This is a genomic window from Brevibacterium sediminis, from assembly GCF_024895295.1.
Classification (GTDB): domain Bacteria; phylum Actinomycetota; class Actinomycetes; order Actinomycetales; family Brevibacteriaceae; genus Brevibacterium; species Brevibacterium sediminis.
In genome coordinates, this window is sequence record NZ_JAHQRN010000001.1 from 244,196 (window position 1) to 269,171 (window position 24,976).

General features: G+C 64.3%; 26 protein-coding genes. 14 read left to right on the plus strand and 12 right to left on the minus strand.

Going from position 1 to position 24,976, the window contains the following annotated elements; genetic code table 11:
* Window positions 1-24: 24 nt before the first annotated feature.
* The 3 genes from KTJ89_RS01050 to KTJ89_RS01060 all read left to right on the plus strand — a co-directional run bounded on the left by KTJ89_RS01050 (window position 25) and on the right by KTJ89_RS01060 (window position 3,189).
* Window positions 25-1,449: an NAD(P)H-quinone dehydrogenase gene (locus tag KTJ89_RS01050; RefSeq protein ID WP_139466795.1), complete on the plus strand. Its 1,425-nt coding sequence runs from the start codon at window positions 25-27 to the stop codon at window positions 1,447-1,449.
* 121 nt (window positions 1,450-1,570) lie between these two features.
* On the plus strand, window positions 1,571-1,912 hold the full coding sequence (locus tag KTJ89_RS01055; protein WP_139907488.1) for a YciI family protein: 342 nt from the start codon (window positions 1,571-1,573) through the stop codon (window positions 1,910-1,912).
* Window positions 1,912-3,189 carry an RNA polymerase sigma factor gene (locus KTJ89_RS01060; RefSeq protein ID WP_259356637.1) on the plus strand — a complete coding sequence of 426 codons (1,278 nt, stop codon included), beginning with the start codon at window positions 1,912-1,914 and terminating at the stop codon, window positions 3,187-3,189. The genes KTJ89_RS01055 and KTJ89_RS01060 overlap by 1 nt, the downstream gene beginning before the upstream one ends.
* A 73-nt stretch (window positions 3,190-3,262) precedes the next feature.
* Here the strand turns inward: KTJ89_RS01060 and KTJ89_RS01065 are convergent, their stop codons facing one another.
* The 3 genes from KTJ89_RS01065 to KTJ89_RS01075 all read right to left on the minus strand — a co-directional run bounded on the left by KTJ89_RS01065 (window position 3,263) and on the right by KTJ89_RS01075 (window position 6,963).
* The gene (locus tag KTJ89_RS01065) at window positions 3,263-5,074 is read right to left on the minus strand and encodes an acetyl/propionyl/methylcrotonyl-CoA carboxylase subunit alpha (protein ID WP_259356638.1); all 1,812 of its coding nucleotides are present in this window, start codon (window positions 5,072-5,074) and stop codon (window positions 3,263-3,265) included.
* A 123-nt stretch (window positions 5,075-5,197) separates the two neighbouring features.
* Window positions 5,198-5,935 carry a Maf family protein gene (locus KTJ89_RS01070; protein ID WP_259356639.1) on the minus strand — a complete coding sequence of 246 codons (738 nt, stop codon included), beginning with the start codon at window positions 5,933-5,935 and terminating at the stop codon, window positions 5,198-5,200.
* Window positions 5,932-6,963 (minus strand): SGNH/GDSL hydrolase family protein, encoded by a 1,032-nt coding sequence (locus KTJ89_RS01075; protein WP_259356640.1) that lies wholly within the window; start codon window positions 6,961-6,963, stop codon window positions 5,932-5,934. Before KTJ89_RS01075 ends, KTJ89_RS01070 begins: the two co-directional genes overlap by 4 nt.
* A gap of 64 nt (window positions 6,964-7,027) precedes the next feature.
* Between KTJ89_RS01075 and KTJ89_RS01080 the strand changes: the two genes are divergently transcribed.
* Window positions 7,028-8,488, plus strand: a complete 1,461-nt coding sequence (locus KTJ89_RS01080; protein ID WP_259356641.1) for an AI-2E family transporter — start codon at window positions 7,028-7,030, stop codon at window positions 8,486-8,488.
* Window positions 8,489-8,613: 125 nt separating this feature from the next.
* Here the strand turns inward: KTJ89_RS01080 and greA are convergent, their stop codons facing one another.
* Window positions 8,614-9,108: a transcription elongation factor GreA gene (gene greA / locus KTJ89_RS01085; RefSeq protein WP_101546580.1), complete on the minus strand. Its 495-nt coding sequence runs from the start codon at window positions 9,106-9,108 to the stop codon at window positions 8,614-8,616.
* A gap of 259 nt (window positions 9,109-9,367) precedes the next feature.
* The gene (locus KTJ89_RS01090; protein ID WP_139466807.1) at window positions 9,368-9,793 is read right to left on the minus strand and encodes a DUF4307 domain-containing protein; all 426 of its coding nucleotides are present in this window, start codon (window positions 9,791-9,793) and stop codon (window positions 9,368-9,370) included.
* A gap of 123 nt (window positions 9,794-9,916) precedes the next feature.
* On the opposite strand from KTJ89_RS01090, the gene mca reads away from it, so the two are divergent.
* Complete coding sequence (gene mca / locus KTJ89_RS01095) at window positions 9,917-10,927, plus strand: mycothiol conjugate amidase Mca (protein ID WP_139466809.1); 1,011 nt, start codon at window positions 9,917-9,919, stop codon at window positions 10,925-10,927.
* Window positions 10,924-11,307 (plus strand): hypothetical protein, encoded by a 384-nt coding sequence (locus tag KTJ89_RS01100; RefSeq protein WP_180345505.1) that lies wholly within the window; start codon window positions 10,924-10,926, stop codon window positions 11,305-11,307. Before mca ends, KTJ89_RS01100 begins: the two co-directional genes overlap by 4 nt.
* Before the next feature lie 97 nt (window positions 11,308-11,404).
* On the opposite strand, the gene trhA is transcribed toward KTJ89_RS01100, so the two are convergent.
* Window positions 11,405-12,190, minus strand: coding sequence for a PAQR family membrane homeostasis protein TrhA (gene trhA, locus KTJ89_RS01105; protein ID WP_172168894.1), 786 nt, complete (start codon window positions 12,188-12,190; stop codon window positions 11,405-11,407).
* Between the two features lie 103 nt (window positions 12,191-12,293).
* On the opposite strand from trhA, the gene KTJ89_RS01110 reads away from it, so the two are divergent.
* Together KTJ89_RS01110 and phoH2 are read left to right on the plus strand one after the other, a co-directional pair.
* Window positions 12,294-13,055 carry an isoprenyl transferase gene (locus KTJ89_RS01110; RefSeq protein WP_310650266.1) on the plus strand — a complete coding sequence of 254 codons (762 nt, stop codon included), beginning with the start codon at window positions 12,294-12,296 and terminating at the stop codon, window positions 13,053-13,055.
* A 211-nt stretch (window positions 13,056-13,266) separates the two neighbouring features.
* Window positions 13,267-14,574: an RNA 5'-3' helicase PhoH2 gene (gene phoH2, locus KTJ89_RS01115; RefSeq protein ID WP_259356642.1), complete on the plus strand. Its 1,308-nt coding sequence runs from the start codon at window positions 13,267-13,269 to the stop codon at window positions 14,572-14,574.
* 150 nt (window positions 14,575-14,724) lie between these two features.
* On the opposite strand, the gene KTJ89_RS01120 is transcribed toward phoH2, so the two are convergent.
* From KTJ89_RS01120 to glpX, 3 genes are all read right to left on the minus strand, one after another.
* Window positions 14,725-16,128 (minus strand): class II fumarate hydratase, encoded by a 1,404-nt coding sequence (locus KTJ89_RS01120; RefSeq protein WP_259356643.1) that lies wholly within the window; start codon window positions 16,126-16,128, stop codon window positions 14,725-14,727.
* Window positions 16,129-16,219: 91 nt separating this feature from the next.
* The gene (locus KTJ89_RS01125; RefSeq protein WP_139907497.1) at window positions 16,220-16,846 is read right to left on the minus strand and encodes a carbonic anhydrase; all 627 of its coding nucleotides are present in this window, start codon (window positions 16,844-16,846) and stop codon (window positions 16,220-16,222) included.
* Between the two features lie 60 nt (window positions 16,847-16,906).
* Window positions 16,907-18,031, minus strand: coding sequence for a class II fructose-bisphosphatase (glpX, locus tag KTJ89_RS01130; protein WP_180987842.1), 1,125 nt, complete (start codon window positions 18,029-18,031; stop codon window positions 16,907-16,909).
* A 198-nt stretch (window positions 18,032-18,229) separates the two neighbouring features.
* Here glpX and KTJ89_RS01135 point away from each other — a divergent pair, with 198 nt between their 5' ends.
* Entirely contained in the window at window positions 18,230-18,799 is a 570-nt protein-coding gene (locus KTJ89_RS01135; protein ID WP_253903678.1) for a DUF4245 domain-containing protein, read from the plus strand.
* A 20-nt stretch (window positions 18,800-18,819) separates the two neighbouring features.
* Here KTJ89_RS01135 and KTJ89_RS01140 read toward each other — a convergent pair whose 3' ends face one another.
* The gene (locus KTJ89_RS01140) at window positions 18,820-19,059 is read right to left on the minus strand and encodes an exodeoxyribonuclease VII small subunit (protein WP_025778102.1); all 240 of its coding nucleotides are present in this window, start codon (window positions 19,057-19,059) and stop codon (window positions 18,820-18,822) included.
* Between the two features lie 52 nt (window positions 19,060-19,111).
* On the minus strand, window positions 19,112-20,419 hold the full coding sequence (xseA, locus tag KTJ89_RS01145) for an exodeoxyribonuclease VII large subunit (protein WP_139907500.1): 1,308 nt from the start codon (window positions 20,417-20,419) through the stop codon (window positions 19,112-19,114).
* 91 nt (window positions 20,420-20,510) lie between these two features.
* Between xseA and KTJ89_RS01150 the strand changes: the two genes are divergently transcribed.
* A complete protein-coding gene (locus KTJ89_RS01150) occupies window positions 20,511-21,527 on the plus strand; it encodes a 4-hydroxy-3-methylbut-2-enyl diphosphate reductase (RefSeq protein WP_139907501.1) in 1,017 nt (338 codons plus the stop codon).
* A gap of 72 nt (window positions 21,528-21,599) precedes the next feature.
* Here the strand turns inward: KTJ89_RS01150 and KTJ89_RS01155 are convergent, their stop codons facing one another.
* Entirely contained in the window at window positions 21,600-22,796 is a 1,197-nt protein-coding gene (locus KTJ89_RS01155; protein WP_259356644.1) for a DNA recombination protein RmuC, read from the minus strand.
* A gap of 72 nt (window positions 22,797-22,868) precedes the next feature.
* Here KTJ89_RS01155 and ychF point away from each other — a divergent pair, with 72 nt between their 5' ends.
* Genes ychF through KTJ89_RS01175 form a run of 4 tightly spaced genes read left to right on the plus strand, consistent with a single transcriptional unit; the run spans window position 22,869 to window position 24,818 of the window.
* The gene (gene ychF, locus KTJ89_RS01160; protein ID WP_259356645.1) at window positions 22,869-23,954 is read left to right on the plus strand and encodes a redox-regulated ATPase YchF; all 1,086 of its coding nucleotides are present in this window, start codon (window positions 22,869-22,871) and stop codon (window positions 23,952-23,954) included.
* Between the two features lie 33 nt (window positions 23,955-23,987).
* Window positions 23,988-24,269, plus strand: a complete 282-nt coding sequence (locus tag KTJ89_RS01165) for a type II toxin-antitoxin system RelE/ParE family toxin (protein ID WP_259356646.1) — start codon at window positions 23,988-23,990, stop codon at window positions 24,267-24,269.
* Window positions 24,244-24,564, plus strand: a complete 321-nt coding sequence (locus KTJ89_RS01170) for a HigA family addiction module antitoxin (protein ID WP_259356647.1) — start codon at window positions 24,244-24,246, stop codon at window positions 24,562-24,564. The genes KTJ89_RS01165 and KTJ89_RS01170 overlap by 26 nt, the downstream gene beginning before the upstream one ends.
* Window positions 24,561-24,818: an NUDIX domain-containing protein gene (locus KTJ89_RS01175; protein WP_259356648.1), complete on the plus strand. Its 258-nt coding sequence runs from the start codon at window positions 24,561-24,563 to the stop codon at window positions 24,816-24,818. Before KTJ89_RS01170 ends, KTJ89_RS01175 begins: the two co-directional genes overlap by 4 nt.
* Window positions 24,819-24,976 lie beyond the last annotated feature (158 nt).

The window sequence follows — 24,976 nt, forward strand, 5'->3', positions numbered from 1 at the left end:
GTGGCGATTTGAGACAATCAGTATGTGAACACTGAATTTGATTCCACTGCAGATCGCGTCGTCATCATCGGCGGCGGCCCCGGCGGCTACGAAGCCGCGCTCGTCGCGGCTCAGCTCGGTGCCGATGTCATGCTCATCGAGCAGAATCGGTGCGGTGGTTCCGCCGTGCTCACCGACGTCGTGCCGTCGAAGTCGCTCATCGCCACCGCGGAGATGATGGACGAGATCGAGCGCTCCGACGGGCTCGGAATCCGGATCGAGAACTCCGAGGACACCGAGGCCGTTGCGCGCCGAGTCACCGCCGACCTCGAAGCGGTCAACAAGCGCATCCTCTCCCTCGCCGACGCTCAGGCCAACGACATCTACGAGGGCCTCATTCGGGCCGGTGTCAAAGCCATCCAGGGCAAGGCGACTCTGGCCGGTCGCGACCAGGTCCATGTCGTCGAATCCGGCGGCACCGAGTACACCCTCGAGGCCTCGACGATCCTGCTCTCGGTCGGCGCCCACCCGCGTGAGCTGCCCACTGCGCAGCCTGACGGTGAGCGCATCCTCACCTGGACTCAGCTGTACGACCTCGACGAACTGCCCGAGCACCTCATCGTCGTCGGTTCCGGTGTCACCGGTGCCGAGTTCGCTTCGGCTTATCGGGCACTGGGCACCGAGGTGACCCTCGTGTCCTCGCGTGAGAAGGTCCTGCCCGGCCAGGACGAGGACGCAGCCGATGTGCTCGAATTCGTCTTCCGCAACAAGGGCATGAATGTCCTCTCCCGCTCCCGCGCCGCCTCGGTGACTCGCACCGACGACGGAGTCGAAGTCGTGCTCGCCGATGGTCGCCGTGTCGAAGGATCCCACTGCCTCATGGCCGTCGGTTCGATTCCGAACACCGAAGGTCTCGGCCTGGAGAAGGCCGGTGTCCGGGTCAGCGAATCCGGACACATCGTCGTCGACGGCGTTTCGCGGACCTCGCGGGCCGGAATCTACGCGGCCGGTGACTGCACCGGTGTGCTGCCGCTGGCCTCGGTGGCAGCGATGCAGGGGCGGATCGCCATGAACCACGCGCTCGGCGACGCCGTGCAGCCTCTCAAATTGCGCAATGTAGCATCGAACGTGTTCACCGCACCCGAGATCGCCACCGTCGGCTTCACTCAGCAGAACTACCGCGAGAACCCGACGGACATCGACACCGTGATGCTGCCGCTGGACACGAACCCGCGCGCCAAGATGCTCGGCATCGAGGACGGCTTCGTCAAGATCTTCGCTCGGCGCGGATCCGGCTCCATCCTCGGCGGAGTCGTCGTCGGTCCCCGAGCCAGTGAGCTCATTCTGCCGATCACCATGGCAGTGGAGAACCGGCTGACCGTCGATCAGCTCTCCGCCTCCTTCGTCGTCTACCCCTCGGTGAGCGGTTCGCTGACCGAAGCGGCACGGAAGCTCCACCGTCACCTCTGAATCGTCGATCCGACGATCGCAGGAAAGTTTTTCTCCGCAGCTGTCGATCCGGTCGCTCCTCGACCGTCATCATGGTGTCAGGCCGCCCGGCATGACATGAGGAACGACGAAGGAGAACGACATGAAATACGCACTTCTGCTCATGGGACGCACACAGGATCCTGACTGCGGTGAGGACGGCGGAGCGGACCCTGAAGAATTCATGGCATTCGACAAGGAGATCAGCGAGGCGGGGATCGTCGTCGGCGGCTTCGCCCTCGAAGGACCCGAACTCGGGGTCCGGGTGAGCGGATCCGGAGGCGAATCGCTTGTCACCTCGGGCCCGTTCGCCGAATCGAACGAGTTCGTCGGCGGCAGCTACGTCATCGACGTCGCCGATATCGACGAGGCGATCGCCTGGGCGAAGAAGAGCCCCGCAGCCAAGGCCGGACACATCGAGATCCGTCCGGTGGCCGACTACTGATGGACCCCGACCCCGATGCGGCCGCACGCGTCCTCAGCGCCATCGGCGAGGAGGACTACGGGCGGCTGCTCGCGGCGCTGGTCACCCGGTTCCGTGACTTCGACCTCGCCGAGGAGGCCCTCCACGATGCCGTGCTGCGCGCGGTCGAGACGTGGTCGGGCAGGGGAGTGCCCGAACGCCCTCAGGCGTGGCTGATGGCCACGGCGAAGAACCGCGCCATCGATCTCATCCGCTCCGATGAGGCGCGCACCCGGCATCTCGCCCGCCTGCGCATCGAGGACGAGCTGCGACCAGGTGACCACGACGATCACGCGGAGCACCTCGGCGAGGAGATGGATGCCGCGGATCTGCCCGACGAGCGCCTCGGCTTGTTCTTCACCTGCTCCCACCCGACCCTGCGCGAGGACGAACGCATCGTGCTCATCCTGCGCTTCCTCTCGGGGCTGACCACCGCCGAGGTGGCCGCCGGGTTCCTCATCGAGACCGCGACGATGCAACAGCGGATCGTCCGTGCCAAACAGCGGATCCTCAAGACCGGGATTCCCTTCGGCCGCCCAGCGCCCGATGAACTCGGCAACCGGCTGCCCGGAGTGCTGCGCGTCCTCTATCTCATCTTCACTCAGGGCATCAACGCCACTGCAGGACCCGAACATACTCGAGTCGATCTGCAGCACGAAGCCATCCGGCTGACCCGACTGCTCGTCGGATACCTGCCCGAGCAGACCGAAGCCCGTGGCCTGCTGGCTCTGCTTCTGCTCACACGGGCACGTGAGACCGCCCGTGTGACGCCGGATGGCCGGCCGGTGCCGCTGGCCGAGCAGGACCGCAGCCTGTGGGACTCACGCCTCATCGCCGAAGGGACCGGACTCGTCGACGTGGCCGCCGGCGAACCGGAAGCCGGGGCATTCACCATCCAGGCGGCGATCGCCGCCCTTCACGCCGACGCCGCGCGATTCGCCGACACGGATTGGAAGCAGATCCTCGTGCTCTATCGGATGCTGTCCGGCCTCGATCCGTCGCCGGTCGTCGCTCTCAACACCGCGATCGCCCTCGGGCAGGTCTCGGGTCCCGAAGCGGCCGTGAGCGCACTCGATGAACTGGCCCACGATCCGCAGCTGCTGCGTTACCGGCCCTTCCACATCGCACGGGCGATCACCCTCGACGAACTCGGTCGTCCGGCGGAGGCCGAGGACGCCTATGCCGCGGGTCTGGAATGTCCCGGCAACGATGCCGAATCCGAATACATCACTGCCCGGATCACCGATCTTCGACGGTGATCCGGGCAGGGACTTCTGTGTTCGTGACTCCTGACCGCAGGCCGGAGCGAACGGAGGCAGGAGCGGGAGCGGCTCAGGCGGCGAAGCGGATGATCGCCTCACCGGACTTCACCGAGGCGCCTGCGCCGACGAGCACCTCGGAGACGGTGCCGGAGTGGCCGGCCTTGAGCGGCTGTTCCATCTTCATGGCCTCGATGACGGCGAGGGTGTCACCGGCTTCGACGGTGTCACCGGGGTTGACGGAGACGGAGACGATGGTGCCCTGCATGGGAGCGTTGAGCGCATTCGAGTCGTCGGCGATCTTCGCACCCTTGCGGCTGCTCAGCCCGCGCTTGCGCCGCGGCACGCTGGGGCTGGGAACATGACCGAGGTCCGAGATGACGTCCTTGGGGACCGAAACGGTCATGCGGCGGCCATCGACCTCGACCACAACGCTGAAGCTGTCGGTTGCAGTACTCATCTGTTCTCCTAGCTGTGGATCGACAAGCGGATTGACGAAAGCGGTTTCGAGCCAGTTGGTCCAGACCTTGAAATCGGTCGCGAAGGCCTGTTCGTTCACGAGCACCCGATGCAGCGGCAGCAGCGTCGAGACGCCCTCGATGCGGTATTCGGACAGGGCCCGGCGTGCTCGTGCCAGGGCCTCGTCACGGGTGGCACCCGTGACGACGAGCTTGGCCAGCATCGGGTCGAAGTCCGTGCCGACGACGCTGCCTTCGCCGATGCCGGAATCCAGACGCACTCCGGGACCCGAAGGTGCACGGTAGTTCTTCACTGCGCCGGTGGCGGGGAAGAACGTCGTGGGGTCTTCGGCGTTGATGCGGAACTGGAAAGAGTGTCCGCGCACGGCGGGGAATTCGTCGGGCAGCGCCTCGCCCGAAGCGATGCGCACCTGCCAACCGACGAGGTCGACTCCGGTGACCTCCTCGGTGACGGTGTGCTCGACCTGGATGCGCGCGTTGGCTTCCATGAAGATGATCGTGCCGTCCTCGCCGAGGAGGAACTCACACGTCGCGGCGCCGACGTAGCCGACGTGGGCGAGCAGGCGAGACGAGGCTTCGGAGACGATGCGCTCCTGTTCGGCGGTGAGGAACGGAGCGGGTGCTTCCTCGATGATCTTCTGGTTGCGGCGCTGCAGAGTGCAGTCACGCGTGGACACGATCCGCACGTTGCCGTGGGCATCGGCCAGGCACTGGGTCTCGAGGTGACGGGGGCGCACGATCTGCTTCTCGATGAGGCACTCACCGCGCCCGAAGGCACTCTGTGCCTCGCGGGTCGCTGCAGTATAGGCGGCTTCGAGGTCTTCGGCAGCAGCGCAGGCGCGGAAGCCACGCCCGCCTCCGCCGTGGACGGCCTTGACGACGACGGGGAACCCGATCCGGTCGGCCACCTCGGCGGCCTCTGTCAGATCGGCTACGGCGCCGTCGGAACCGGGCGCAACCGGAGCGTCGACGGCTTCGGCGACGGCACGGGCTCCGGACTTGTCACCGAGGAGTTCGATCGCCGCCGGGGGAGGACCGACCCAGATCAGCCCGGCATCGATGACGGCCTGCGCGAACTGCGCGTTCTCGGCCATGTAGCCGTAACCGGGGTGGACGGCATCGGCGCCGGAGCGCTTTGCCAAGGCGAGGATCTTCTCGATGTCGAGATACGTCTCCCCGGCTCCGGAACCGTCCAGCAGCCACGCGTCGTCGGCGAGTTCGACGAAGTCGGCATCGGAATCGGCGCGAGTGTACACGGCGACGGCCTTGATACCGAGGTCGTGGGCGGCCCGGATGATGCGCAGAGCGATCTCACCGCGGTTGGCGATGAGGACTCGGCGGACGGCCCCGGTCGGAACAGTGGTGCTCAGTACCGAGGCCGTGGAGTCGGAGAGGACTGTGGTCATGGTGCTCCTTTGTACGATCACAGAACAATTTAGAGAACAGCACCAAGGGTTTGTAGGACAGCGATAAAAAACTGGGACGAGAACTTCAATGTCCTCGGGCGTGTCACCGGACCAGGGTCGAGTCTACCGCTTGAGAGTCCACAGATCGGGCCAGAACAGCCCCATGTCGGTGACCAATTCGCGCACGACGGGCAGGCTGAGGCCGAGCACGGTGAGGTGGTCGCCGTCGAGCCGGTCGACGAAGGCCCCACCATAGCCGTCGATCGTCAGCGCCCCGGCCACGTGGAAGGGCTCTTCGGTGGCGATGTACGCCTCGAGCTCCTCCGTGCTGGGTGAGCCGATGAGCACCGAGGTGGCCGACCGCTGCGAGCGCAGCGCGCCGAACTCGAAGGGCGCCGAGTCGGTTCGACCGGCAGGGGCGGGGCTGTCACCGCTGCTGTCAGCTCCCGCTCGTCCGGCTGTGCCGTTCGCTGGCTGCGCCCGCGTGAGCACTGCGACCGTATGGCCCGAATGCAGCTGTGTCCACTGACCGGCGATCGCCGACCACACGTTGCGAGTGCGATCGGCCGTTCCCGGTTTGCCGATGGCCTGTCCGTCGAATTCGAGCAGGGAATCCCCGGCGATGACGACCACGGTGTCCGCGCCGTCAAGTGTCGGGGGAGCGGACGCGATGATCCGGTCGATGACCGCACGCGCCTTCGCCTCCGACAACGCTGTGGTGAGTTCGCCGACGGAGCCGGTGAAATCGTCCTCGATGGCACGTTCGTCGACCTCGGAGACGATGATGACCGGGTCGATCCCGCCGTCCCGGAGGATCTGGCGACGTGAAGGAGATTGGGAGGCGAGGACGACGGGGATCACGAGGCTGCTTCCGGACGATTCGTGACCGGTTCGGGGCTGGCGTCTTCTGTCACTGCTGCTTTTTCGGCATCTGGCTGCGCCTCGGCGCCGGTCTGCGCCTCGACATCCGAATCGTTCTGAGCAGCAGACTGCGCCTCGGCGCCGGGGACCAGTTCGTGTCGGCGGGCGGTTTCGCCCTTCTCGGGGATGTCGAGGCTGCGGTCGACGACGACCGGTGCATCGATGCGTTCGGCGATTGCGGCCAGCAGCGTCGAGGACAGCTGCGCATAGCCGAGTTCGCTGGGGAATCGGCCCGAGTCGTTGAGCAGAGACCGGCGTGTCGTTCCGCTCAGCGATCCCGTCGACCGCAGCGGAACCGCACGCGCGGCCAGGGCGGCCAGCCATTGAGAGCCGGCGAGGACCCGCGAGGTTCGGCGCAGCGACGTCTTGAGAGGATCGCGCAGCCCCGGCAGACCGCCGAGATTGGGGCAGACGAGAACGAACACGGTGTAGCGGCCCTCGCGTTGGAGCCGGTTGATGGCCTGGTTGAGCACGGGTACGCCGATGGTCGCCTGGATCGGGTGGATGATGTCGCCGGTGCCGATCGAGATGATCGCGAACCGGCGGTCGTCGCTCCAGCGGTCCGAGAGCTGGCGGGAGAGCCACGGCGAGCGCAGGACTTCGTCGACCTGTCGGTGCAGATCATCCGACAGTGCCGAGGGGCGTGCGGTTGTCTGGACCCGGACGGTGGTGCCGAGCATCCGCGCCAGGCCTCTCCCGATGAGGGTCGGGGGCGCCTGCTCCGGGTCGACGTCGACCCCGCACAGCCAGGAGTCGCCGATGATGGCAAGAGCGGCGGAGTCGTCATCGTCGTTGTCACGTGGGGCGGCGATCGCCTCGGTGAAGGTGGAGAAGCGACGGTTCTTGTCGTCGTCGAAGGAACGGCGCAGCGATCCGGCCTGGTGGCGGAGCAGTCCCGCCGCCGATGCGCCGGCGCCGACGACGGTCGCCCCCATGGTCGCCAGCGTGTAGATCAAGCGTCTTCCCACTGATTTCCCTCCTCCGGCGTCATCATTGCACCTTTGTCACTGCATCAACAACTATTGTTGAGTCATGAGCGAAAACGATCAGCAGCATCCTCCGAACCGACTCCGAGGAGCATGGGAGGCGTTCCGGCGCGGACGCGGCTCCTCTCACTCCTCGTCCGAACCCGAAGCAACCCCATCGCAGGCAGTCAGTCCCGAGGAGATCGCACTCAGCCGAATCGAAGCCGAGGCCAAACCGTATGTGGCTCCCGGTCTTAAGCTAGCTGCCGCATGGTCGTGGCGGTCGATCGTCGTGCTCGTGGCGATCGGTGTGGCGCTGTGGCTCCTGTCGAAGATCTCCAGCGTCGTGCTGCCCGTGCTCATTGCTCTGCTGTTGGCAGCGCTGCTCGCGCCCCTGACCGGATGGCTGAAGAAGAAGGGCGTGCCTCGAGGAGGGGCCGCCGCGATCTCCTTCATCGGGTTCATCGTCGTCGTGCTCGGACTCTTCGGCCTCGTCGGTCAGCAGATCTATTCCGGCATGCCCGACCTCGTCAAACAGGTCATCGCCGGTGTGTCCGGGATCAGCGGATGGCTGGCTTCGAGCCCCTTCGGCATCGACGCAACGACGATCTCGAGCTATATCGACGACGCCATCAAAACCGCGACGAACTTCTTCCAGAACAACAGCAGCCAGCTTCTCGGCGGCGCCCTGGAGGCCACCTCCTCGGTGGGCACCTTCCTCACCGGTATGGCCGTCTGTCTGTTCGCGACGTTCTTCTTCCTCTACGACGGGCAGAACATCTTCAGGTGGGTGATGAACCTGCTGCCGGTCCCGGCCCGTCCCGTCGCCACGGGTGCCGCTCTGAAGGGGTGGACGACCCTCGTGCAGTACGTGAGGGTCCAGATCCTCGTCGCCGCCGTCGATGCGATCGGCATCGGCATCGGCGCTGCGTTCCTCGGGATCCCGCTGGTCATCCCCATGACCGTGCTCGTCTTCCTCACCTCGTTCGTCCCCGTCGTCGGAGCCATCGCCTCCGGTGCGGTCGCCGTGCTCGTGGCATTGGTATCGAACGGTCTGGTCAGTGCCGTCATCATGCTCGCGGTTGTCATTGCCGTCCAGCAGATCGAAAGCCAGGTGCTGCAGCCGTTCCTCATGGGCAAGGCAGTGTCGGTCCATCCGCTGGCTGTGATCCTCGCAGTCACCGGAGGCGGCTTCCTCTTCGGCATCGTCGGCGCTCTCTTCGCCGTTCCCTTGGTTGCCGTGCTCAACAGCGTCGTCAGCTATATCGTGCGTACGAACGCCGGTGATTCGGACGAAGACGAAGCGGAGGACGACGCCGAGCGTGACCCGGACGAACGCGAGGCCACGGCAGTCCTCGAGACGGCGAAGGAAAGGCTCACCGATGCCGTCCACGAGTCCGCGGAAGACGAACGTGCATCAGGTTCCGGACAGACCGATTCGACGGAAACCGGATCAACCGGTCCGACCACGTCGCGTGAGACCGGTTCGGCCGAACCCGGACGGCCGAAGAAGGGCCCCGATGCCTGAGGCTCGGACCAGACGACCCGGCAGGACTCGTCTGAATCGGGGTCCGGCAGGACGCGCCTGAACGGGAATGAATAGAGAAGTGGGCGGGTGCGATCGCACCCGCCCACTTCTCTTTTCGGTCTCGATCAGCCGGTGAAGGCTTCGACGGAATCGACCTTGACCTCGATGGTCTTGCCGTTCGGAGCCTCGTATGAGGTCTTGTCTCCGGCCTTGACGCCGAGGACAGCCGCTCCGAGCGGCGACTTCTCCGAGAAGACGTCGATATCGGAGTCTCCGGCGATCTCGCGGTTGCCCAGCAGGAATCGCATGGAGTTGCCGGCAACGCTGGCGGTCACGACGGTTCCGGGTGCCACGGTCTTGCCGTCGCTGTCGCTGGAGCCGACCTTCGCGTTCCGCAGCAGCACCTCGAGTTGGCGGATGCGTGCTTCCTGTTTGCCCTGCTCATCACGCGCAGCGTGATAACCGCTGTTCTCCTTCAAGTCACCCTCGTCGCGGGCGGCTTCGATCTTCTCAGCAATCTCTGCACGACCCGGTCCGGAGAGATGCTCGAGTTCCTTCGACAGGCGGTCAAAGGCTTCCTGGGTCAACCATGTCTCTTCCTGGGTGACTTCCTCGGTCATGACTTCTCCTTCTTCGGTCGGTGCACTGACGGGCGTGTCAGGCAACGAAAAAACCGGGCGTATGGGCACGCCCGGAAGTTGAATGAAACTACAGTGTAACGCATCTGCGGAGAAAAACGATGAGTTCGATCACGTCCCCGGCCGTGAGGCGGAGGTTCGCGACCGCAAGATGCGTTCCCGTGCGAGAACTATTCGAAGAGACTCGTGCGACCGGGTTCCTGTGCTTCCACCAGGCGGTCGAAGCGGTCGAAGGTTCGGCCTATTCGAACCAGCAGGAGTCCACGTGGCCGGAGGCAGCCAGCTGAGTTGTGGCCAGGTCCACGTCGATGCGCTTCGGCGAATTCGGATCGGCGTTCGGATCGGCGGGAACGGTCACCTCGGTGAATCCGACGATCGCTTCCTGCTCATTCGTGGCCTGGACGATGCAGTGCACGTCGCGTTTCTGATCAGGAAATATTCCGACGCTGACGCGCGTTGAAGAATCGTCGACAACCGAATAGTCAAGGGTGCGCGGTGTTGTGGGATTCGTCTGCGGGCGGAATGCCCAGACAGCGATGACGGCGACCACCACGGCGAGGACGATGACGGCGATGATCTTCGCCCGACGACTCAGCTCTCGCTTGGGTCTGCTGGTCCGGCCGTAGCGATCATCATGCAGTGGTGGTGCCACTGTTACCTCAGTCATTGAATTCCTCTTTAAGTACTTCGCGCACTAATCTAGAGTAGTCGATCCTCTGCCGGCGATCATGTCAGCCGCAGCGCCGGCAGCAGGTGGCCACCAGGCTGAATCGAAAGGGACATTTAGGATATGACTTCGCTTCCGTACCATGGACTGCGCCTGTTGGCCGTCCATGCCCACCCCGACGACGAATCCTCCAAGGGTGCGGCAACGAGCGCGAAGTACGCTTCACTGGGTGCCCGGGTGCTCATCGCCACCATGACCGGTGGCGAGGCCGGCGATATCCTCAATCCCGCTCTCCTGCAGAGTCCGAAGGCCAGCCGCGACATCGCCGGTCTCCGTCGAGAGGAGATGGCGACCGCTGCCGCAGCCCTCGGCGCCGAACATGTCTGGGTCGGTCACGTCGACTCGGGACTGCCCGACGGCGATTTCGACAACCAGACTCCTCCCGGATGCTTCTATCGGGTTCCCGACGAGGTGGCGATGCTTCCCCTCGTGCACATCATCCGCACCTTCCGTCCTCAGGTGGTGACCACCTACGACGAGCTCGGCGGATATCCTCACCCCGACCACATCAAGAACCACGCTGTGACCATGGCCGCTGTCGAAGCCGCCGCAGATGCGACCTCGCATCCCGAGCTCGGCGAACCGTGGCAGGTGCAGAAGATCTACTTCAACCAGGACCTGTCGGCGAAGAAGTGGATCACGATCCACGAGAAGATGCTCGAGGCGGGACTCAAGTCCCCGTTCGCCGACCACCTCGAGGATTTCAAGAAGCGTGACAACCAGCGCCACAACTGGCTGAGCACCCGCATCTCCTGCTCCGAGTTCTTCTCTGCCCGCGATCGTGCGCTGCTCTCCCACGCCACTCAGATCGATCCCGAAGGCGGTTTCTTCTCCGCATCGCGCAAGGCCGCTCGCACGTACTGGCCGACCGAAGAGTTCGAGCTGGCTCTCGACCTCACCGACCGTGAGCCGCTGAACCGGGAACTGGATTTCCAGGAGACCGACCTGTTCGCCGCAGTGACCTTCGATGACGGTCGTCGCGTTCCCGCCGAGGGGATGCTCCCGGACTCGCCGGCTGCCGACGACCTCGACGCTGATTCCGCCGTCCCGACCGAAAGCGACACCCGCGCATGATCTTCGCGTCCTCTCCAGCCCCGACTCCGGACGGAGGCACACCGGACCCGGATCTGGTGACGCCCGGAACCGTCGGCTTCCTGGCCACCCTCGCCATCGTCGTCCTGACGATCTTCCTCATCAGGGACGCCCTGCGCCGTGTCCGTCGGGTGCGGGCGCACTCGGGCGCCAGCGATGCCTATCCGATCCCGCTGCGCAGGCATGTGGTGCCCAACCAGTCGAAGCTCTCAGGGCCGGAGGCACCCGAACCGGAGACCGCTGACAGCGACTCCGACGCGTCCGCCGATACCGGACCATCCGATGCAGATCGCCGAGGCGGCTCGGCGGAGGAGCCGATCGATTCCTCCGAATCCACCGACGAACGCAATGAACGAGCCTGAGCTCTGAGGCTTTGAGGTCCTGCGCACACAGACAACGGCGCGATCACCGATCGGTGATCGCGCCGTGTGCGTCCGTGCGGACTCAGTCGATTGGAGTTCAGTAGGCTGCGACGGCGGCGATGATGAGTGCGGCGAGGTGGCAGCCGTAGCCGAGAATCGTGAAGATGTGGAAGATCTCATGGAAGCCGAGCCACTTCGGTGAGGGGTTCGGGCGCTTGATCCCGTAGATCACCGCGCCGGCGATGTAGCACACGCCGCCGACTACGACGAGGAGTCCGACGGGGAAGTTCGTGGCCCAGATCTGGGGAATGTACCCGACTCCGGCGACGCCGAACCCGACGTAGATCGGGACGAAGAGCCACCTCGGTGCGGTGGTGAAGATCGTACGGAAGGCAGCGCCGAGTGCGGCGGCACCCCACAGCACGGACAGCAGGAGGACTGCCTGGTCGGTGCGGAGCATCAGCACTGCCAGCGGTGTGTACGTACCGGCGGTGATGAGGAAGATATTCGCGTGGTCGAGCCGCCGCAGGACGAGGCGGACGCGGGTGCGCCAGCGGCCTCGGTGATAGACGGCGGAGGTGCCGAAGAGCAGCATGCCGGTGACGGCGAAGATCGCGGCGGCGATGCGCGACTCGATGGTCGGGGAGATGATCACCAAAGCCAGGCCGCCGATCATCGCCAGAGGGAACGCCCCGGCGTGGAACCAGCCGCGCAGCTTCGGCTTGACCTGACCCGCCAACTTCGTCAGTTCGGCGCGCAGTGCTGAGCGGCGACGGGCGATGCGGTGGTCATCGGCGGGCGGAACGTCATCCGCGCCCGCTGAACCGACCGGCCCGGCGCCGTCGGGAACGACCGGAGAGGAATCGGTGAGCGAAGCATTCATAGCTCCATGGTAGCCAGCGGACCTGAGGCCTCATTCAGCATCGTCGGCTAGTAGTCTGTACAGTATTCGAACCGACCGACGACCCATGTGGAAGAGGACAGCTGTGGCGCGACCCGTGAACCTGCTCTATCGGCTGTACGAGCGACGGCTCAAACGTGAGCTCGACAAGTCGGTTCCGGTTCCACGTCACGTCGGGGTCATCACCGATGGCAACCGCAGGTGGGCCAAGGAGTTCGGTGCGACGACCGCTGACGGTCACCGCGCCGGAGCGGCGAAGATCGTCGAGTTCCTCGGCTGGTGCCACGAGATCGATGTGGAGATCGTCACTCTCTACGTTCTGTCCAAAGAGAACCTCGCCCGCTCGGCAGAAGAGGTTTCGATCCTCATCGAGATCATCTCGGACCTGGTGGAGAAGATCGCGGCACTCGACGGCGTCGGCGTCCAGCTCGTCGGTGATCTCGACATCGTTCCCCCGGATCTGCGTGCCCGCCTCGAAGCGGTGTCGACGACCGAGAACTGTGGAATGCGCGTCAACGTCGCCGTCGGCTACGGCGGTCGGCAGGAGATCGTCAATGCTGTGAAGTCCCTGCTGCGCACACGGACCGACGACGGCATGGACCTGGAGTCGATAATCTCCGAACTGTCGCCGGAGCAGATCGGCGAACACCTCTACACCAAGGGCCAACCCGATCCCGACCTCATCATCCGCTCCTCGGGAGAGCAGCGACTCTCCGGCTTCCTCATGTGGCAGAGCGCCTATTCGGAGTTCTATTTCTGCGAAGCCTATTGGCCGGACTTCCGCCGTACGGACTTCCTCCGAGCCGTGCGCGACTACGGTCTGCGGCAGCGGCGCTTCGGCAAATAGGTCGTGCCCGGCGTCGGCGAGACCCAGCGGCCGTCTGACGGGGGAATCCCGCATTCACTCGAAGTTCATGACCCTGACTTGCCCGAGCACGCGTGCCGCTACCGCCTGCGGGGGCGAACCGGGTTAGGTTGGCTGTAGTTGGTCGACACCAACCCGAGATCGGGGGATGTCAGAACCGGATCTCGGCGGAACTCACGCCTCAGAGGTCCTCATGGCTGAAAAAGTCCACACCTACGTTCTCGACACCTCGGTGCTGCTGTCGGATCCCGGAGCGCTTCTGCGCTTCGCCGAACACCACGTCGTCATCCCGCTCATCGTCGTCTCCGAACTCGAGGGCAAACGCAATCATCCCGAACTCGGATTCACCGCACGCAAAGCCCTCCACATCCTCGACGACTTCCGTTCCGACTACGACCGGTTGGATCAGCCCATTCCCGTCGGTGACGCAGGCGGAACGCTGCGGGTCGAGCTCAACCACATCGACGCCTCCACGATGCCGGTCGGCTTCGACCGGACGGAGAACGACACCCGCATCCTGGCCGTGGCCCGCAACCTCTCTGCCGAAGGCTGTGACGTGGTTGTCGTGACCAAGGACGTGCCGATGCGAGTGAAAGCTTCGGCCCTGGGTCTGCACGCGGAGGAGTATCTGGCGGAGCTGGCCGTCGACTCCGGGTTCACCGGGATGAGCGAGCTCGGCCTCGACGACGAGCAGATGAACGAGTTCTACGATTCGGGGTCGGTCGTCACCGAGGATGTCTCCGACGAGGTGGTCAACACCGGGGTCGTCATCACCTCACCGCGCGGATCCGGGCTGGGACGTGTGCGCAGCGGCAACCGAGTGTCGATGGTGCGCGGGGATCGTGACATCTTCGGCGTCCACGGACGGTCGGCAGAACAGCGGATCGCCATCGACATGCTGCTCGACGACGCCCTGGGGATCGTGTCGATGGGAGGGCGAGCCGGAACGGGGAAGTCCGCGCTGGCCCTCATGGCAGGTCTGCAGAAGGTGCTCGAGGAGAACAAGCACTCGAAGATCATGGTCTTCCGTCCCCTCTACGCAGTGGGCGGACAGAACCTCGGCTACCTGCCCGGCAGCGAAGGTGAGAAGATGAACCCCTGGGCGGAGGCCGTATTCGACACCCTCAGTGCGCTGGTGAGCAAGAACGTCATCGACGAGGTGGTCAACAGGGAGTTCCTCGAGGTGCTTCCGCTCACCCACATCCGCGGACGGTCCCTCCACGATGCATTCGTCATCGTCGATGAAGCGCAGTCGTTGGAGCGCAATGTTCTGCTGACCGTGCTCTCGCGCATCGGAATGAACTCGAAGGTGGTGCTCACCCACGATGTCGCCCAGCGCGACAACCTGCGAGTGGGCAGGCACGACGGAGTCGCCGCGGTGATCGAGAAGCTCAAGGGCCACGAACTGTTCGCGCATGTCACGCTGACGCGGTCGGAGCGGTCGGAGATCGCCGCCCTGGTCACCGATGTGCTCGAGGAATTCGACCCGTTCCGGTCCTGAGCCTCTGCTCCGGTCGCCGACCGCTCACGTTACCGCCGATGTCTCGCGATGTTCGGTGAGCGGTCGACGGGACGCTGAGCGGCCGCCAACACGAAACGGCGCCCGGACGGTATCCGTCCGGGCGCCGTTTCGTTCTGTCAGATCGGAGGCTTACTTGTAGCTGCCGATCATGGTGGTGACGTCGAGGGCCTTGTCGAGGTCCGCCTCGGTGATGGAGCCGTTCTCGACGAAGCCGAGCGCGACCGTCGCTTCCTTGACGGTCATCTTCTCAGCCACGGCGTGCTTCGCGATCTTCGCGGCCGCCTCGTAGCCGATGACCTTGTTCAGCGGGGTGACGATGGAGGGGCTCGCCTCGGCGAGGAAGCGGGCACGCTCCTCGTTGGCGGTGAGTCCGTCGATCATCTTCTCGGCCATGACGGTCGAGGCGTTCGCGAGCAGGCGGATCGACTCGAGCAGGTTCGAGGCCATGACGGGGATGCCGACGTTGAGCTCGAACGCGCCGTTGGTCGACGACAGCGACACGGAGGTGTCATTGCCGATGACCTGTGCGGCGACCTGAATGGTGGCCTCGCAGATGACCGGGTTGACCTTGCCGGGCATGATCGACGAACCGGGCTGCAGGTCGGGGATGGCGATCTCGCCGAGGCCGGTGTTCGGTCCCGAACCCATCCAGCGCAGGTCGTTGCAGATCTTCATGTAGCCGTAGGCGATGGTCCGCAGCTGACCGGAGGCCTCGATGAGTCCGTCGCGGTTGGCCTGGGCCTCGAAGTGGTTGCGAGCCTCGGTGATCGGCAGTCCGGTCTCCTCGGCGAGGATCTCGACCACGCGGGAGGAGAAGCCGTCGGGGGTGTTGATGCCGGTGCCCACAGCGGTTCCGCCCTGCGGGACCTCTGCCACGCGCGGCAGGGAAGCTTCGATGCGCTCGATCCCGTAACGGACCTGAGCTGCGTAGCCGCCGAACTCCTGACCGAGAGTCACCGGAGTGGCATCCATGAGGTGGGTGCGTCCGGACTTGACGATCGAGGAGAACTCCTTCGCCTTCTTCTCCAGCGAAGTCGCCAGGGTGTCCATGGCCGGGATGAGGGTGTTGACCAGGGCCTTGGTCACTGCCAGGTGCACCGAGGTGGGGAAGACGTCGTTCGACGACTGCGAAGCGTTGACGTGGTCGTTCGGGTGGACGTTGATTCCGTCGGCTTCGAGCGCCTTGGTCGCCAACGAGGCAAGGACCTCGTTGGTGTTCATGTTCGACGAGGTTCCCGAGCCGGTCTGGAACACGTCGATCGGGAAGTGGGCGTCGAATTCGCCTGCGATGACCCGGTCGGCGGCGTTCTGGATGGCTGTGGCGCGGGCCTCGTCAAGCACGCCGAGTTCGGCGTTGGCCTTCGCAGCGGCCTTCTTCACCTGAGCCAGTGCGGCGATGTGAGCGGATTCGAGGGTCTTGCCCGAGATCGGGAAGTTCTCGACGGCACGCTGGGTCTGTGCGCTGTAGAGGGCGTCCTTGGGGACTTTGACCTCACCCATGGTGTCGTGTTCGATGCGAAATTCTTCGGTCATTGTTGTCCTTTCCGTTGGGTGCCTGGGAAATGATTGCGGAGCTCAGGCTCGTTGGGAGACTGAACGGCTGTCCACCGAGGTGGCTGGTCGCTCAGGAAGCATAGGTGGAGACCGCGGCCTCGTCGCCTCCATATTGGGCGACGACCGTAGTGTGGCCGTCGTGGAGTTGGTAGGTGAGCCCGACGATGATGAGTCGGCCGTCGTCGACGGCGGTCTTGATGATCGTGGACAGCTGCATGATCTTGTCGACCGTGTCCATGGTGTTCTGACCGACGGTCTCGTTGATCGTGGTGCGCCCGTTCTTTCGGGCCCGGGCCACTGTCGGCAGGATGCGGGCGACGACGTCGGAGATGAATCCCGGGGGAGTCTCACCCGAGTCGTAGGCGTTGTAGGCGGCGGTCACGGCCCCGCAGCTGTCGTGGCCGAGCACGACGAGCAGGGGAGTGCCGAGCATCTCGACTCCGTATTCGAGCGAGCCCAAGGTTACCGGGTCGACGACCTGTCCGGCATTGCGCACGACGAACATGTCACCGAGGCCGACATCGAAGATCATCTCAGCGGCGACTCGGGAATCCGAGCAGCCGAAGAGAGTGACGAACGGGGTCTGGCTGCCCGACAGTGACTCACGTCGCGCCGTGTCCTGGTTGGGGTGCTGAGGGACATCGTCGACGAAACGCTGGTTTCCCTCGAGGAGTCGCTTCCACGCCTGATTGGGCATTGCTTTCGCACCTGCTTCCGAGTTGTGTGCATCGCGCCCGGGACCGGGTGCGATTGGAGGTCAGACCAATCCGCGGCGTGCGGCTTCTTCGGCGGCCTCCACGTAGGAGTGGGTCTTCGCGGCCTGGTGCTCGGCGAAGACCTGCCGGACGGTCCCCGACTTCGACCTCATCACCAGGGAATGCGTGGTGACGTGGCCACCCTGGAACTTCACTCCGTCGAGCAGGTCGCCGTTCGTGATGCCCGTGGCGACGAAGTAGCTGTTGTCACCGGTGACGAGGTCATCGGTGTTGAGCACCTGATTGACGTCGAGACCGGCCTTGGCCGCGGCCTCGCGCTCTGTGTCGTCCTGCGGCCACAGACGGCCCTGGATGACTCCGCCGAGTGCTTTGATGGCGCAGGCGGTGATGATGCCTTCGGGGGTACCGCCGATGCCCATGAGCATGTCGACGCCGGTTCCCGGACGGCAGGCGGCGATGGCTCCGGCGACGTCGCCATCGGTGATGAGCTGGATGCGGGCTCCGGCGGCGCGGATCTCATCGATCATCTGCTGGTGGCGGGGGCGGTCGAGGATCATCACCGTCACCGAGGCGGGATCCTTCGTTCCCTTCGCCTTGGCGACGCGGCGGATGTTCTCAGCGATCGGCAGACGCATGTCGACGGCGTCAGCGGCATCGGGGCCGGTGACGAGCTTCTCCATGTAGAACACGGCAGAGGGGTCATACATCGCACCGTCTTCGGTCACAGCCATGACCGAGATCGCATTGGGCATGCCCAGAGCGGTCAGGCGAGTGCCGTCGATCGGGTCGACAGCAACATCGCAGTGCGGTCCTCCGCCGTCGCCGACCTGCTCGCCGTTGAAGAGCATCGGAGCTTCGTCCTTCTCACCTTCGCCGATGACGACGGTGCCGGCCATGCGGACGGTGGAGATGACATTGCGCATCGCGGCCACGGCTGCTCCGTCGGCTGCGTTCTTGTCGCCGCGGCCGACCCAGGGGGCGGCGGCGATGGCTGCGGCCTCGGTGACTCGGACGAGCTCCAGAGCCAAGTTGCGGTCGGGAGCATCCGACTCGACCTGAGCCTTCTGTGACCATGAGTCGGTCACTGCGACAGGCGGAGCCTCCTCATCAACTCGTCCTCGGTCATGGTGAGATTTCACGTCAACAGGCTCTTTGGAGTCACTCATGCCTCCAATTGTGCCACCCCTGTGATCGGGGTCGCGACAGCGGTGTCCGCTTGTGGCCGCAGTCACGTCCTCGGACCGGAATTGGCCCTTCGCGCGCGAGCCGAGGACAATGGCGGTGTGAATGTCCGAAATGCTGCCGACGAGACGGGTACTCGAACGGTCGTCGACAAGGCGACGTCGAGTCCTAGGGGAGAGTCCATGGCTGATGAGTCCGGAGTGATGCTGCCGGGGTCCCGGGAAGAGATGCGCTTCCTGCGCAAAAACTCGAACTGGGTCAATATGGTCATCGCGATCCTCGCCTGTCTCGCAGTCGCCGTCGGGATCCTGTTCCTCGCCCCGCAGCCCGAAGTCGACTCAGAACGTGTCGTCGACTATCAGGGGATCGCCGAGCAGTCCCAGGGCAACGCCGATTTCGACCTCATCGTTCCGCAGATCCCGCGCGGATGGACGTCGAACGAAGCCAGCCTCGACCGCGTGGGCGACTCCGAATACACCTCGTGGTACATGTCGTTCATCGGCCCCGACGACCAATGGGTGAGCATCGAACAGGCCGAAGCGAGTGCGAACTGGGCGAAGCGGAAGACCGATGAGGCTGTCGCTGCCGAGAAGGTGACCGTCGGAGGTGCCGACTTCCAGGTCTACCGCACCGAGGAAGCAAAGGAGTACTGGGTCACGCACAAGGGCGATATGTATGTCGTTCTGACTGCCACGGCTGCGCCGGACACCGTCAACAGCTTCGCCGATCAGGTGGCCGCCGAACTGAAGTGATTCCAGGCTGCCCCGAAGTTCTATTCGGTGTCGTCCGAGGTCTCCTCACGGGCCTTGTCGAGGCGTTCCCGTGCTCCGTCGAGCCATGCCTGGCACCGGTCGGCCAGAGCCTCGCCACGCTCCCACAGCCGCAGTGACTCTTCGAGCGGCAGGTTGCCGGTCTCCAGACGCTTGACGGTCATGACGAGTTCTTCGCGCGCCTGCTCGTAGCTGAGCGTGCTGATATCGGGCTGGTCCTGTTGGGTCGTCGGTTCGGTCATCGGTGTCTCCTTCGCAGAGTGTGTGAAACGTGGACAGAGTGTGGAGTTGTAGTCAATCGTCGGTCGTCGAATCGTCGGTCTCCGGAGTGACCTCGGTGATATCTGCGTCGAAACGACCACGAGCGACCCGGACATGGACGGTGTCGCCGGCGGCGACTTCGGCGGCATTGCGGACGGCCTGACCTTCGTCGGTCTGCACCACGGCGTAGCCGCGCTCCAACGTCCGCAGGGGAGAGAGGGACCTGGCTTGGGAACGAAGGTGCTGGATCTCGTTCTGAGCTTGGATGAGCCGTCCGTTCGTCGCCTGCAGGCTGCGGCGGCGGATCGTTGTCAGCTCGTTCTCATGCGCGGTGATCATCGTCTGCGGTTCGGCGAGCACCGGCCGTGATCGCACGGCGGTGAGCATCTCCTGTTCGCGGTCGAGGATGCGATTGACGGCAGCTTCGAGCTCGGCGCGTGCACGCAGCAGATTCATGCCTTCTTCCGCGACATCCGGAACGATCCTCTTTGCGGCATCTGTTGGTGTTGACGCCCGCATGTCAGCGACCTCATCGAGGATGGGCCGGTCCGCCTCGTGACCGATCGCCGAGACGACCGGTGTCTGCGCGGCGGAGACGGCACGGACGAGTGCTTCGTTGGAGAACGGCAGGAGGTCTTCCATGCTGCCGCCGCCGCGGGCGATGACGATGACATCGATCTGCGGGTCCGCGTCGAGTTCGGCGAGGTTCTTCATCACTCCCGGCACGGCATCCGGGCCTTGCACTGCACAGTTGCGGACTTCGAATTCGGCGGCAGGCCAGCGAAGGTGCACATTGCGGATGACGTCCTTCTGCGCATCCGAATCCCGTCCGGTGATCAGCCCGATCCGGTTCGGCAGGAACGGCAGGCGCAGCTTCCGGTTGGGATCGAAGAGCCCCTCGGCGCCCAGCTGTTTCTTCAATCGTTCGAGGCGGGCGAGGAGTTCGCCGAGGCCGACGGCGCGGATATCGTTGGCGCGCATCGTCAGCCGACCGGTCTTCGTCCAGAAATCGGCTTTGAGATTGGCGACGACGTGGCTGCCCTCGGTCAGAGGAGCCCCGGTGCGGTCGAGGACGTTCTTCCAGATCTGGACCGGCAAGGACATCTCGACATCGGTATCGCGCAGGGTCAGGTAGCTGGCCTTGCCTCGATGGTTGAGCTCGACGACCTGCCCTTCGATCCACACGCTCGACATGCGGTCGATATAGGATTTCATCTTCGAAGACAGCAGACTCAGCGGCCACGGATTCTCCGCCGTGGTCTCGGCTGCGGTGGCGGCGAGCTCCTTCGGCTCGGCTGTTTCACCGAGCGTGCCGGGAGTGCCGGAAATTCTTTGCGCCATTTAAGTCCCCTTCCGAATCCCAAGCCTAACGAACGGCACTGACGCAGCCCATTCCTGGCCGCAGCCGATGGCTCCGGCTTAGACTGAACGGGTGAGCGTCGTTTCAGTACCTGCCCCGACCATTCCGCGCCGGCGTTTGGCACCGGGCGAGATCCGCACTCCGGTCAATGCAGACAAGAGGGTGCTGCTGGCCGCACCGCGAGGCTATTGTGCCGGCGTCGATCGTGCTGTCATCGCCGTTGAGCGCGCCCTCGTGCACTTCGGCGCACCGATCTATGTCCGCAAGGAGATCGTGCACAACCGACATGTCGTCGAGACCCTGTCCGAACGCGGGGCCGTCTTCGTCGATGACACCGATGAAGTCCCGGAAGGTGCTCGGGTCGTGTTCTCCGCTCATGGTGTCTCACCGGCCGTGCACACCGAGGCTGCCCAGCGTTCGCTGTCGACGATCGATGCGACATGCCCGTTGGTGACGAAAGTCCACAAGGAGGCCATCCGGTTCGCCCGGGACGGTTTCCGCATCCTCCTCGTCGGCCATGCCGGGCATGAAGAGGTCGAAGGCACCATGGGCGAGGCGCCGGAGCACATCACACTGGTGCAGAGCCCGGAAGAGGCCCGCACCATCGAGGTTCCCGATGCCGAGAAGCTGGTGTGGATCTCACAGACGACCTTGAGCGTGGACGAGACCATGGAAACGGTTGAGATCCTGCGTGAGCGCTTCCCGCACCTGCAGAATCCACCCAGCGATGACATCTGCTACGCGACACAGAACCGGCAGGTCGCGGTGAAGAAGGTCGGGCCCGACGCGGATCTCGTCATCGTCGTCGGGTCGGCGAACTCCTCGAACTCCGTTCGCCTCGTCGAAGTCGCTCTCGAACACGGGGCGAAGGCTGCCTACCGTGTCGACTTCGCCCGCGAGATCGACGAGACATGGTTCCACGACGTGGCCACGGTCGGTGTCACCTCAGGTGCGAGCGTTCCGGAGAACCTCGTCCAGGACGTGCTGCAGCTGCTGGCCGAATACGGATTCGACACCGTCGAAGAGGTCGTCACCGCCGAAGAGGACCTCATCTTCTCGCTGCCGAAGGAACTGCGCAAGCTCGGCTGAGCTGAGCAATTCCGCTGCGCGGCGCGACGGGGAGTTCCACGACTCAACGGAGTCGACGAACGCTGTCGATTCTCAGCTTGTCCCCGTCTGCCGATCACGTAGATGAGTCGGACCGCGTCCGTCGAAGTCCATGGCCCGAGGGCGACTGAGTTCTTCTGCGCTGATGCCGCGAGTGCGAGTATCGAGTTCGGCCACGGCATCGAGTTCGTCGGCGACGATCCCGGTCGACGGAAACTTTCTGGCGGTGACGAGGAACCGGGACTCCAAGGACGAGACGAACCGGTTGTAGTCCTCGACGGAGCGGTCCAGGCTGGCACCCATCCGTGACACGTGGGTGACAAGGGTGCCGATACGTTCGTAGAGTTCCGTGCCGAGTCGGAGCACCTCGGCCGCCGAGGTGGACATGTCCGCCTGCCGCCAGTTGAGCGCCACGGTCTTCAACAGCACCAGCAGAGTCGCTGGTGAGGCGAGGACGACGTTCTTGCCCAGTGCATGATCGATCATCTTCGGGTAGCTTGCCGCGGCCGCGGAGAGCAGACCGTCGGTGGGCACGAAGCAGACGACGAAGTCGGGGGAGGCATCGAACGCCTTCCAGTACTCCTTCGACGCCAGGGCATCAACATGGCGCAACAGGGCGCGGGCATGGTCCTGACCGCCCGTGCCGGAGTCGGCCGCCTCGACGGAGTCCTTGTTCATCCGTGCCGACAACGGTGTCTTCGCATCGATGACGATCGTGCCGCCACCGGGCAGATGGACGACCATATCGGGGCGGTGGCGCTTGCCGTCCCGGTCGGCGCTGACCTGCGTGTCGAAGTCGACGTGGGGGAGGAGGCCGGCATATTCGACGATGCGTTTGAGCTGGACCTCGCCCCAGTCTCCACGGTGGGTCGTCGAATTCAAAGCGTTGGCCAGTGACCCGGTCGATTCCTGGAGGCGGAGGTTCTGTTGGCTGAGGTGCCCGATCTGGGAGTTCAGTCGGGTGATCTGTTCGATCTGCGTGCGGTCCTGGGAGTGCAGGTTCTCCTGCAGATTCTTCACGCTTGCCGCCAACGGCCCGATGGCGGCGGTGATCTCACCGGCCATCTGCGCATCGGCCTCGAGATCTTCGGTGCGCTCGGACAGGATGCGTGACGTGGTCTCGGCGCGAGTGAGTCTCTCGAGATAGCGGGAACGGGTGAGACTGCGGCCGAGGAGGAATCCGAGCACGGCGGCGAGGACGATCGCCACGATGAAGACGATGATGACTGCGGATGCGGGGAAAGCATTCATGATCCCAGGGTGACAGAGGGCACTGACACGAGAATTCGAGGACCACCTCGGCGACGGCTAGACTTGGATACCGTGGCTTTGACTATTGGAATCGTGGGACTGCCCAATGTCGGCAAGTCGACCATGTTTAACGCACTGACCAAGAACCAAGTTCTCGCGGCGAACTACCCGTTCGCGACGATCGAACCGAACGTGGGCGTTGTCCCGCTGCCGGACGAGCGACTCACGCGACTGGCTGAGATCTTCGGCTCCGAACGCATCCTCAATGCCACCGTCGACTTCGTCGATATCGCTGGAATCGTGCGCGGCGCTTCCGAAGGGGAAGGCCTGGGCAACCAGTTCCTCGCCAACATCCGCGAAGCCGATGCGATCTGCCAGGTCATCCGCGGATTCGTCGACGACGACGTCGTCCACGTCGACGGCAAGATCAGCCCCGCAGACGACATCGATACGATCAACACCGAGCTCATCCTCGCCGACCTCCAGACATTGGAGAAGGCTCGGCCCCGGATCGAGAAGGAAGTCAAGGGCAAGCGCGCTCCTGCTGAGCAGCTGACTGCGATCGATGCCGCCACCGAGATCCTCGAAGGCGGGCGGACGCTCTACCAGGCGATGCAGGCCGAGAAGTTCGATGTCAGTGCACTGCGCGAGCTGCAGCTGATGACGGTCAAGCCCTTCCTCTACGTGTTCAACGTCGACGACGAGGTGCTCGCCGATGAGGACAAGAAGAATGAGATGCGGGCACTGGTGGCTCCCGTCGAGGCGATCTTCCTCGACGCGAAGTTCGAGTCCGAACTCGCCGAACTCGACGAGGAGGAAGCCCGGGAGATGCTCGAATCGACCGGCCAGGAAGAGAGCGGACTCGATCAGCTCGCCCGAGTCGGCTTCGACACCCTGGGTCTGCAGACCTATCTGACGGCCGGGCCCAAGGAATCCCGTGCGTGGACGATTCCGGAGGGTGCCACCGCCCCCGAGGCGGCCGGAGTCATCCATACAGACTTCCAGAAGGGCTTCATCAAGGCCGAAATCGTGTCCTTCGATGATCTCGATGCGAACGGTTCGATGGCTGCCGCGAAGTCCGCCGGCAAGGTCCGGATGGAAGGCAAGGACTACATCATGGTCGATGGGGACGTGGTCGAGTTCCGGTTTAACGTCTAGCGTTATTGACGGTTTCCGTTATAGAATGCTCTCGTGATCAGATCGTTCGGCAGCAAGGACACCGAGCGCATCTGGCATGAGCAGTACGTCAAGCGCGTCGACCGGACGGTGCAGCGGGCGGCCATGCGGAAGCTCGAGCTGATCCATGCGGCGAAGGATGTCGAGGATCTCCGGGTCCCGCGGGACAACCGCCTGGAGCGTCTGGTCGGCGACCGAAGCGGGCAGCACAGCATCCGCGTCAACGCGCAATGGCGTATCTGCTTCGTCTGGAGAGAGGGAGGTGCGGACGATGTCGAACTCGTCGACTACCACTGAGGCCGACCTGATCGAGCCGATCCACCCGGGAGAGATCCTGATGGAGGACTTCATCGAGGGCTTCGGGATCACTCAGAACAAGCTCGCGGTGTCCATCGGCGTGCCGCCACGCCGGATCAACGAGATCGTGCACGGCAAGCGGGGGATCACCGCTGATACGGCGATCCGTCTGGCGCGCTACTTCGGAACGTCCGAGGAGCTCTGGATGAATCTGCAGTCGAACTACGAGTTTCGGCTTGAGCGCCGTGTCCTGCACGACAAGGTTGCCGCGATCACACCGTTGGAGGTTGCGTGACTGTCCTCGTGGAAGAGCTCCGCGATTCTGCACAACGTGACGGCGTGGAGAAGTTCGTGGTCGGCGCGGTGATACATTCAGATGGGTCTGTGCTGGTCGTCACTCGTAGCGAACTGGACGACTTCCTGCCTGGGATCGATGAACTGCCCTCTGGTGGCGTTGAGGTCGGGGAGTCACTCACAGCGGCGCTTGATCGTGAACTGCTCGAAGAAGTCGGATTCGAGTCTGAGGTGATCGATGGCGACTTACTTTAACACTTCGACTATAGATCCGCTTCGGGGAGACTGACGCGACAGCTCACAGTGTCAGTGCCGTTGGCCGATCGTATTGTGAAGCTCTCGGACGAGCACGTCGCGGCTCGATGGATCACTGCAAGGGATGTCATTGGTGCGTCATGTACGCCAGAGACTCA

What these genes read in the sequence shown, in the direction of transcription:
- KTJ89_RS01055 (WP_139907488.1), top strand. Translation starts at nt 1,571, where the DNA reads ATGAAATACGCACTTCTGCTCATGGGACGCACACAGGATCCTGACTGC.
- KTJ89_RS01060 (WP_259356637.1), top strand. Translation starts at nt 1,912, where the DNA reads ATGGACCCCGACCCCGATGCGGCCGCACGCGTCCTCAGCGCCATCGGC.
- KTJ89_RS01065 (WP_259356638.1), bottom strand. Translation starts at nt 5,074, where the DNA reads ATGACCACAGTCCTCTCCGACTCCACGGCCTCGGTACTGAGCACCACT.
- KTJ89_RS01080 (WP_259356641.1), top strand. Translation starts at nt 7,028, where the DNA reads ATGAGCGAAAACGATCAGCAGCATCCTCCGAACCGACTCCGAGGAGCA.
- greA (WP_101546580.1), bottom strand. Translation starts at nt 9,108, where the DNA reads ATGACCGAGGAAGTCACCCAGGAAGAGACATGGTTGACCCAGGAAGCC.
- KTJ89_RS01090 (WP_139466807.1), bottom strand. Translation starts at nt 9,793, where the DNA reads ATGACTGAGGTAACAGTGGCACCACCACTGCATGATGATCGCTACGGC.
- mca (WP_139466809.1), top strand. Translation starts at nt 9,917, where the DNA reads ATGACTTCGCTTCCGTACCATGGACTGCGCCTGTTGGCCGTCCATGCC.
- KTJ89_RS01100 (WP_180345505.1), top strand. Translation starts at nt 10,924, where the DNA reads ATGATCTTCGCGTCCTCTCCAGCCCCGACTCCGGACGGAGGCACACCG.
- trhA (WP_172168894.1), bottom strand. Translation starts at nt 12,190, where the DNA reads ATGAATGCTTCGCTCACCGATTCCTCTCCGGTCGTTCCCGACGGCGCC.
- phoH2 (WP_259356642.1), top strand. Translation starts at nt 13,267, where the DNA reads ATGGCTGAAAAAGTCCACACCTACGTTCTCGACACCTCGGTGCTGCTG.
- KTJ89_RS01120 (WP_259356643.1), bottom strand. Translation starts at nt 16,128, where the DNA reads ATGACCGAAGAATTTCGCATCGAACACGACACCATGGGTGAGGTCAAA.
- KTJ89_RS01125 (WP_139907497.1), bottom strand. Translation starts at nt 16,846, where the DNA reads ATGCCCAATCAGGCGTGGAAGCGACTCCTCGAGGGAAACCAGCGTTTC.
- glpX (WP_180987842.1), bottom strand. Translation starts at nt 18,031, where the DNA reads ATGAGTGACTCCAAAGAGCCTGTTGACGTGAAATCTCACCATGACCGA.
- KTJ89_RS01135 (WP_253903678.1), top strand. Translation starts at nt 18,230, where the DNA reads ATGGCTGATGAGTCCGGAGTGATGCTGCCGGGGTCCCGGGAAGAGATG.
- KTJ89_RS01140 (WP_025778102.1), bottom strand. Translation starts at nt 19,059, where the DNA reads ATGACCGAACCGACGACCCAACAGGACCAGCCCGATATCAGCACGCTC.
- xseA (WP_139907500.1), bottom strand. Translation starts at nt 20,419, where the DNA reads ATGGCGCAAAGAATTTCCGGCACTCCCGGCACGCTCGGTGAAACAGCC.
- KTJ89_RS01155 (WP_259356644.1), bottom strand. Translation starts at nt 22,796, where the DNA reads ATGAATGCTTTCCCCGCATCCGCAGTCATCATCGTCTTCATCGTGGCG.
- KTJ89_RS01170 (WP_259356647.1), top strand. Translation starts at nt 24,244, where the DNA reads ATGTCGAACTCGTCGACTACCACTGAGGCCGACCTGATCGAGCCGATC.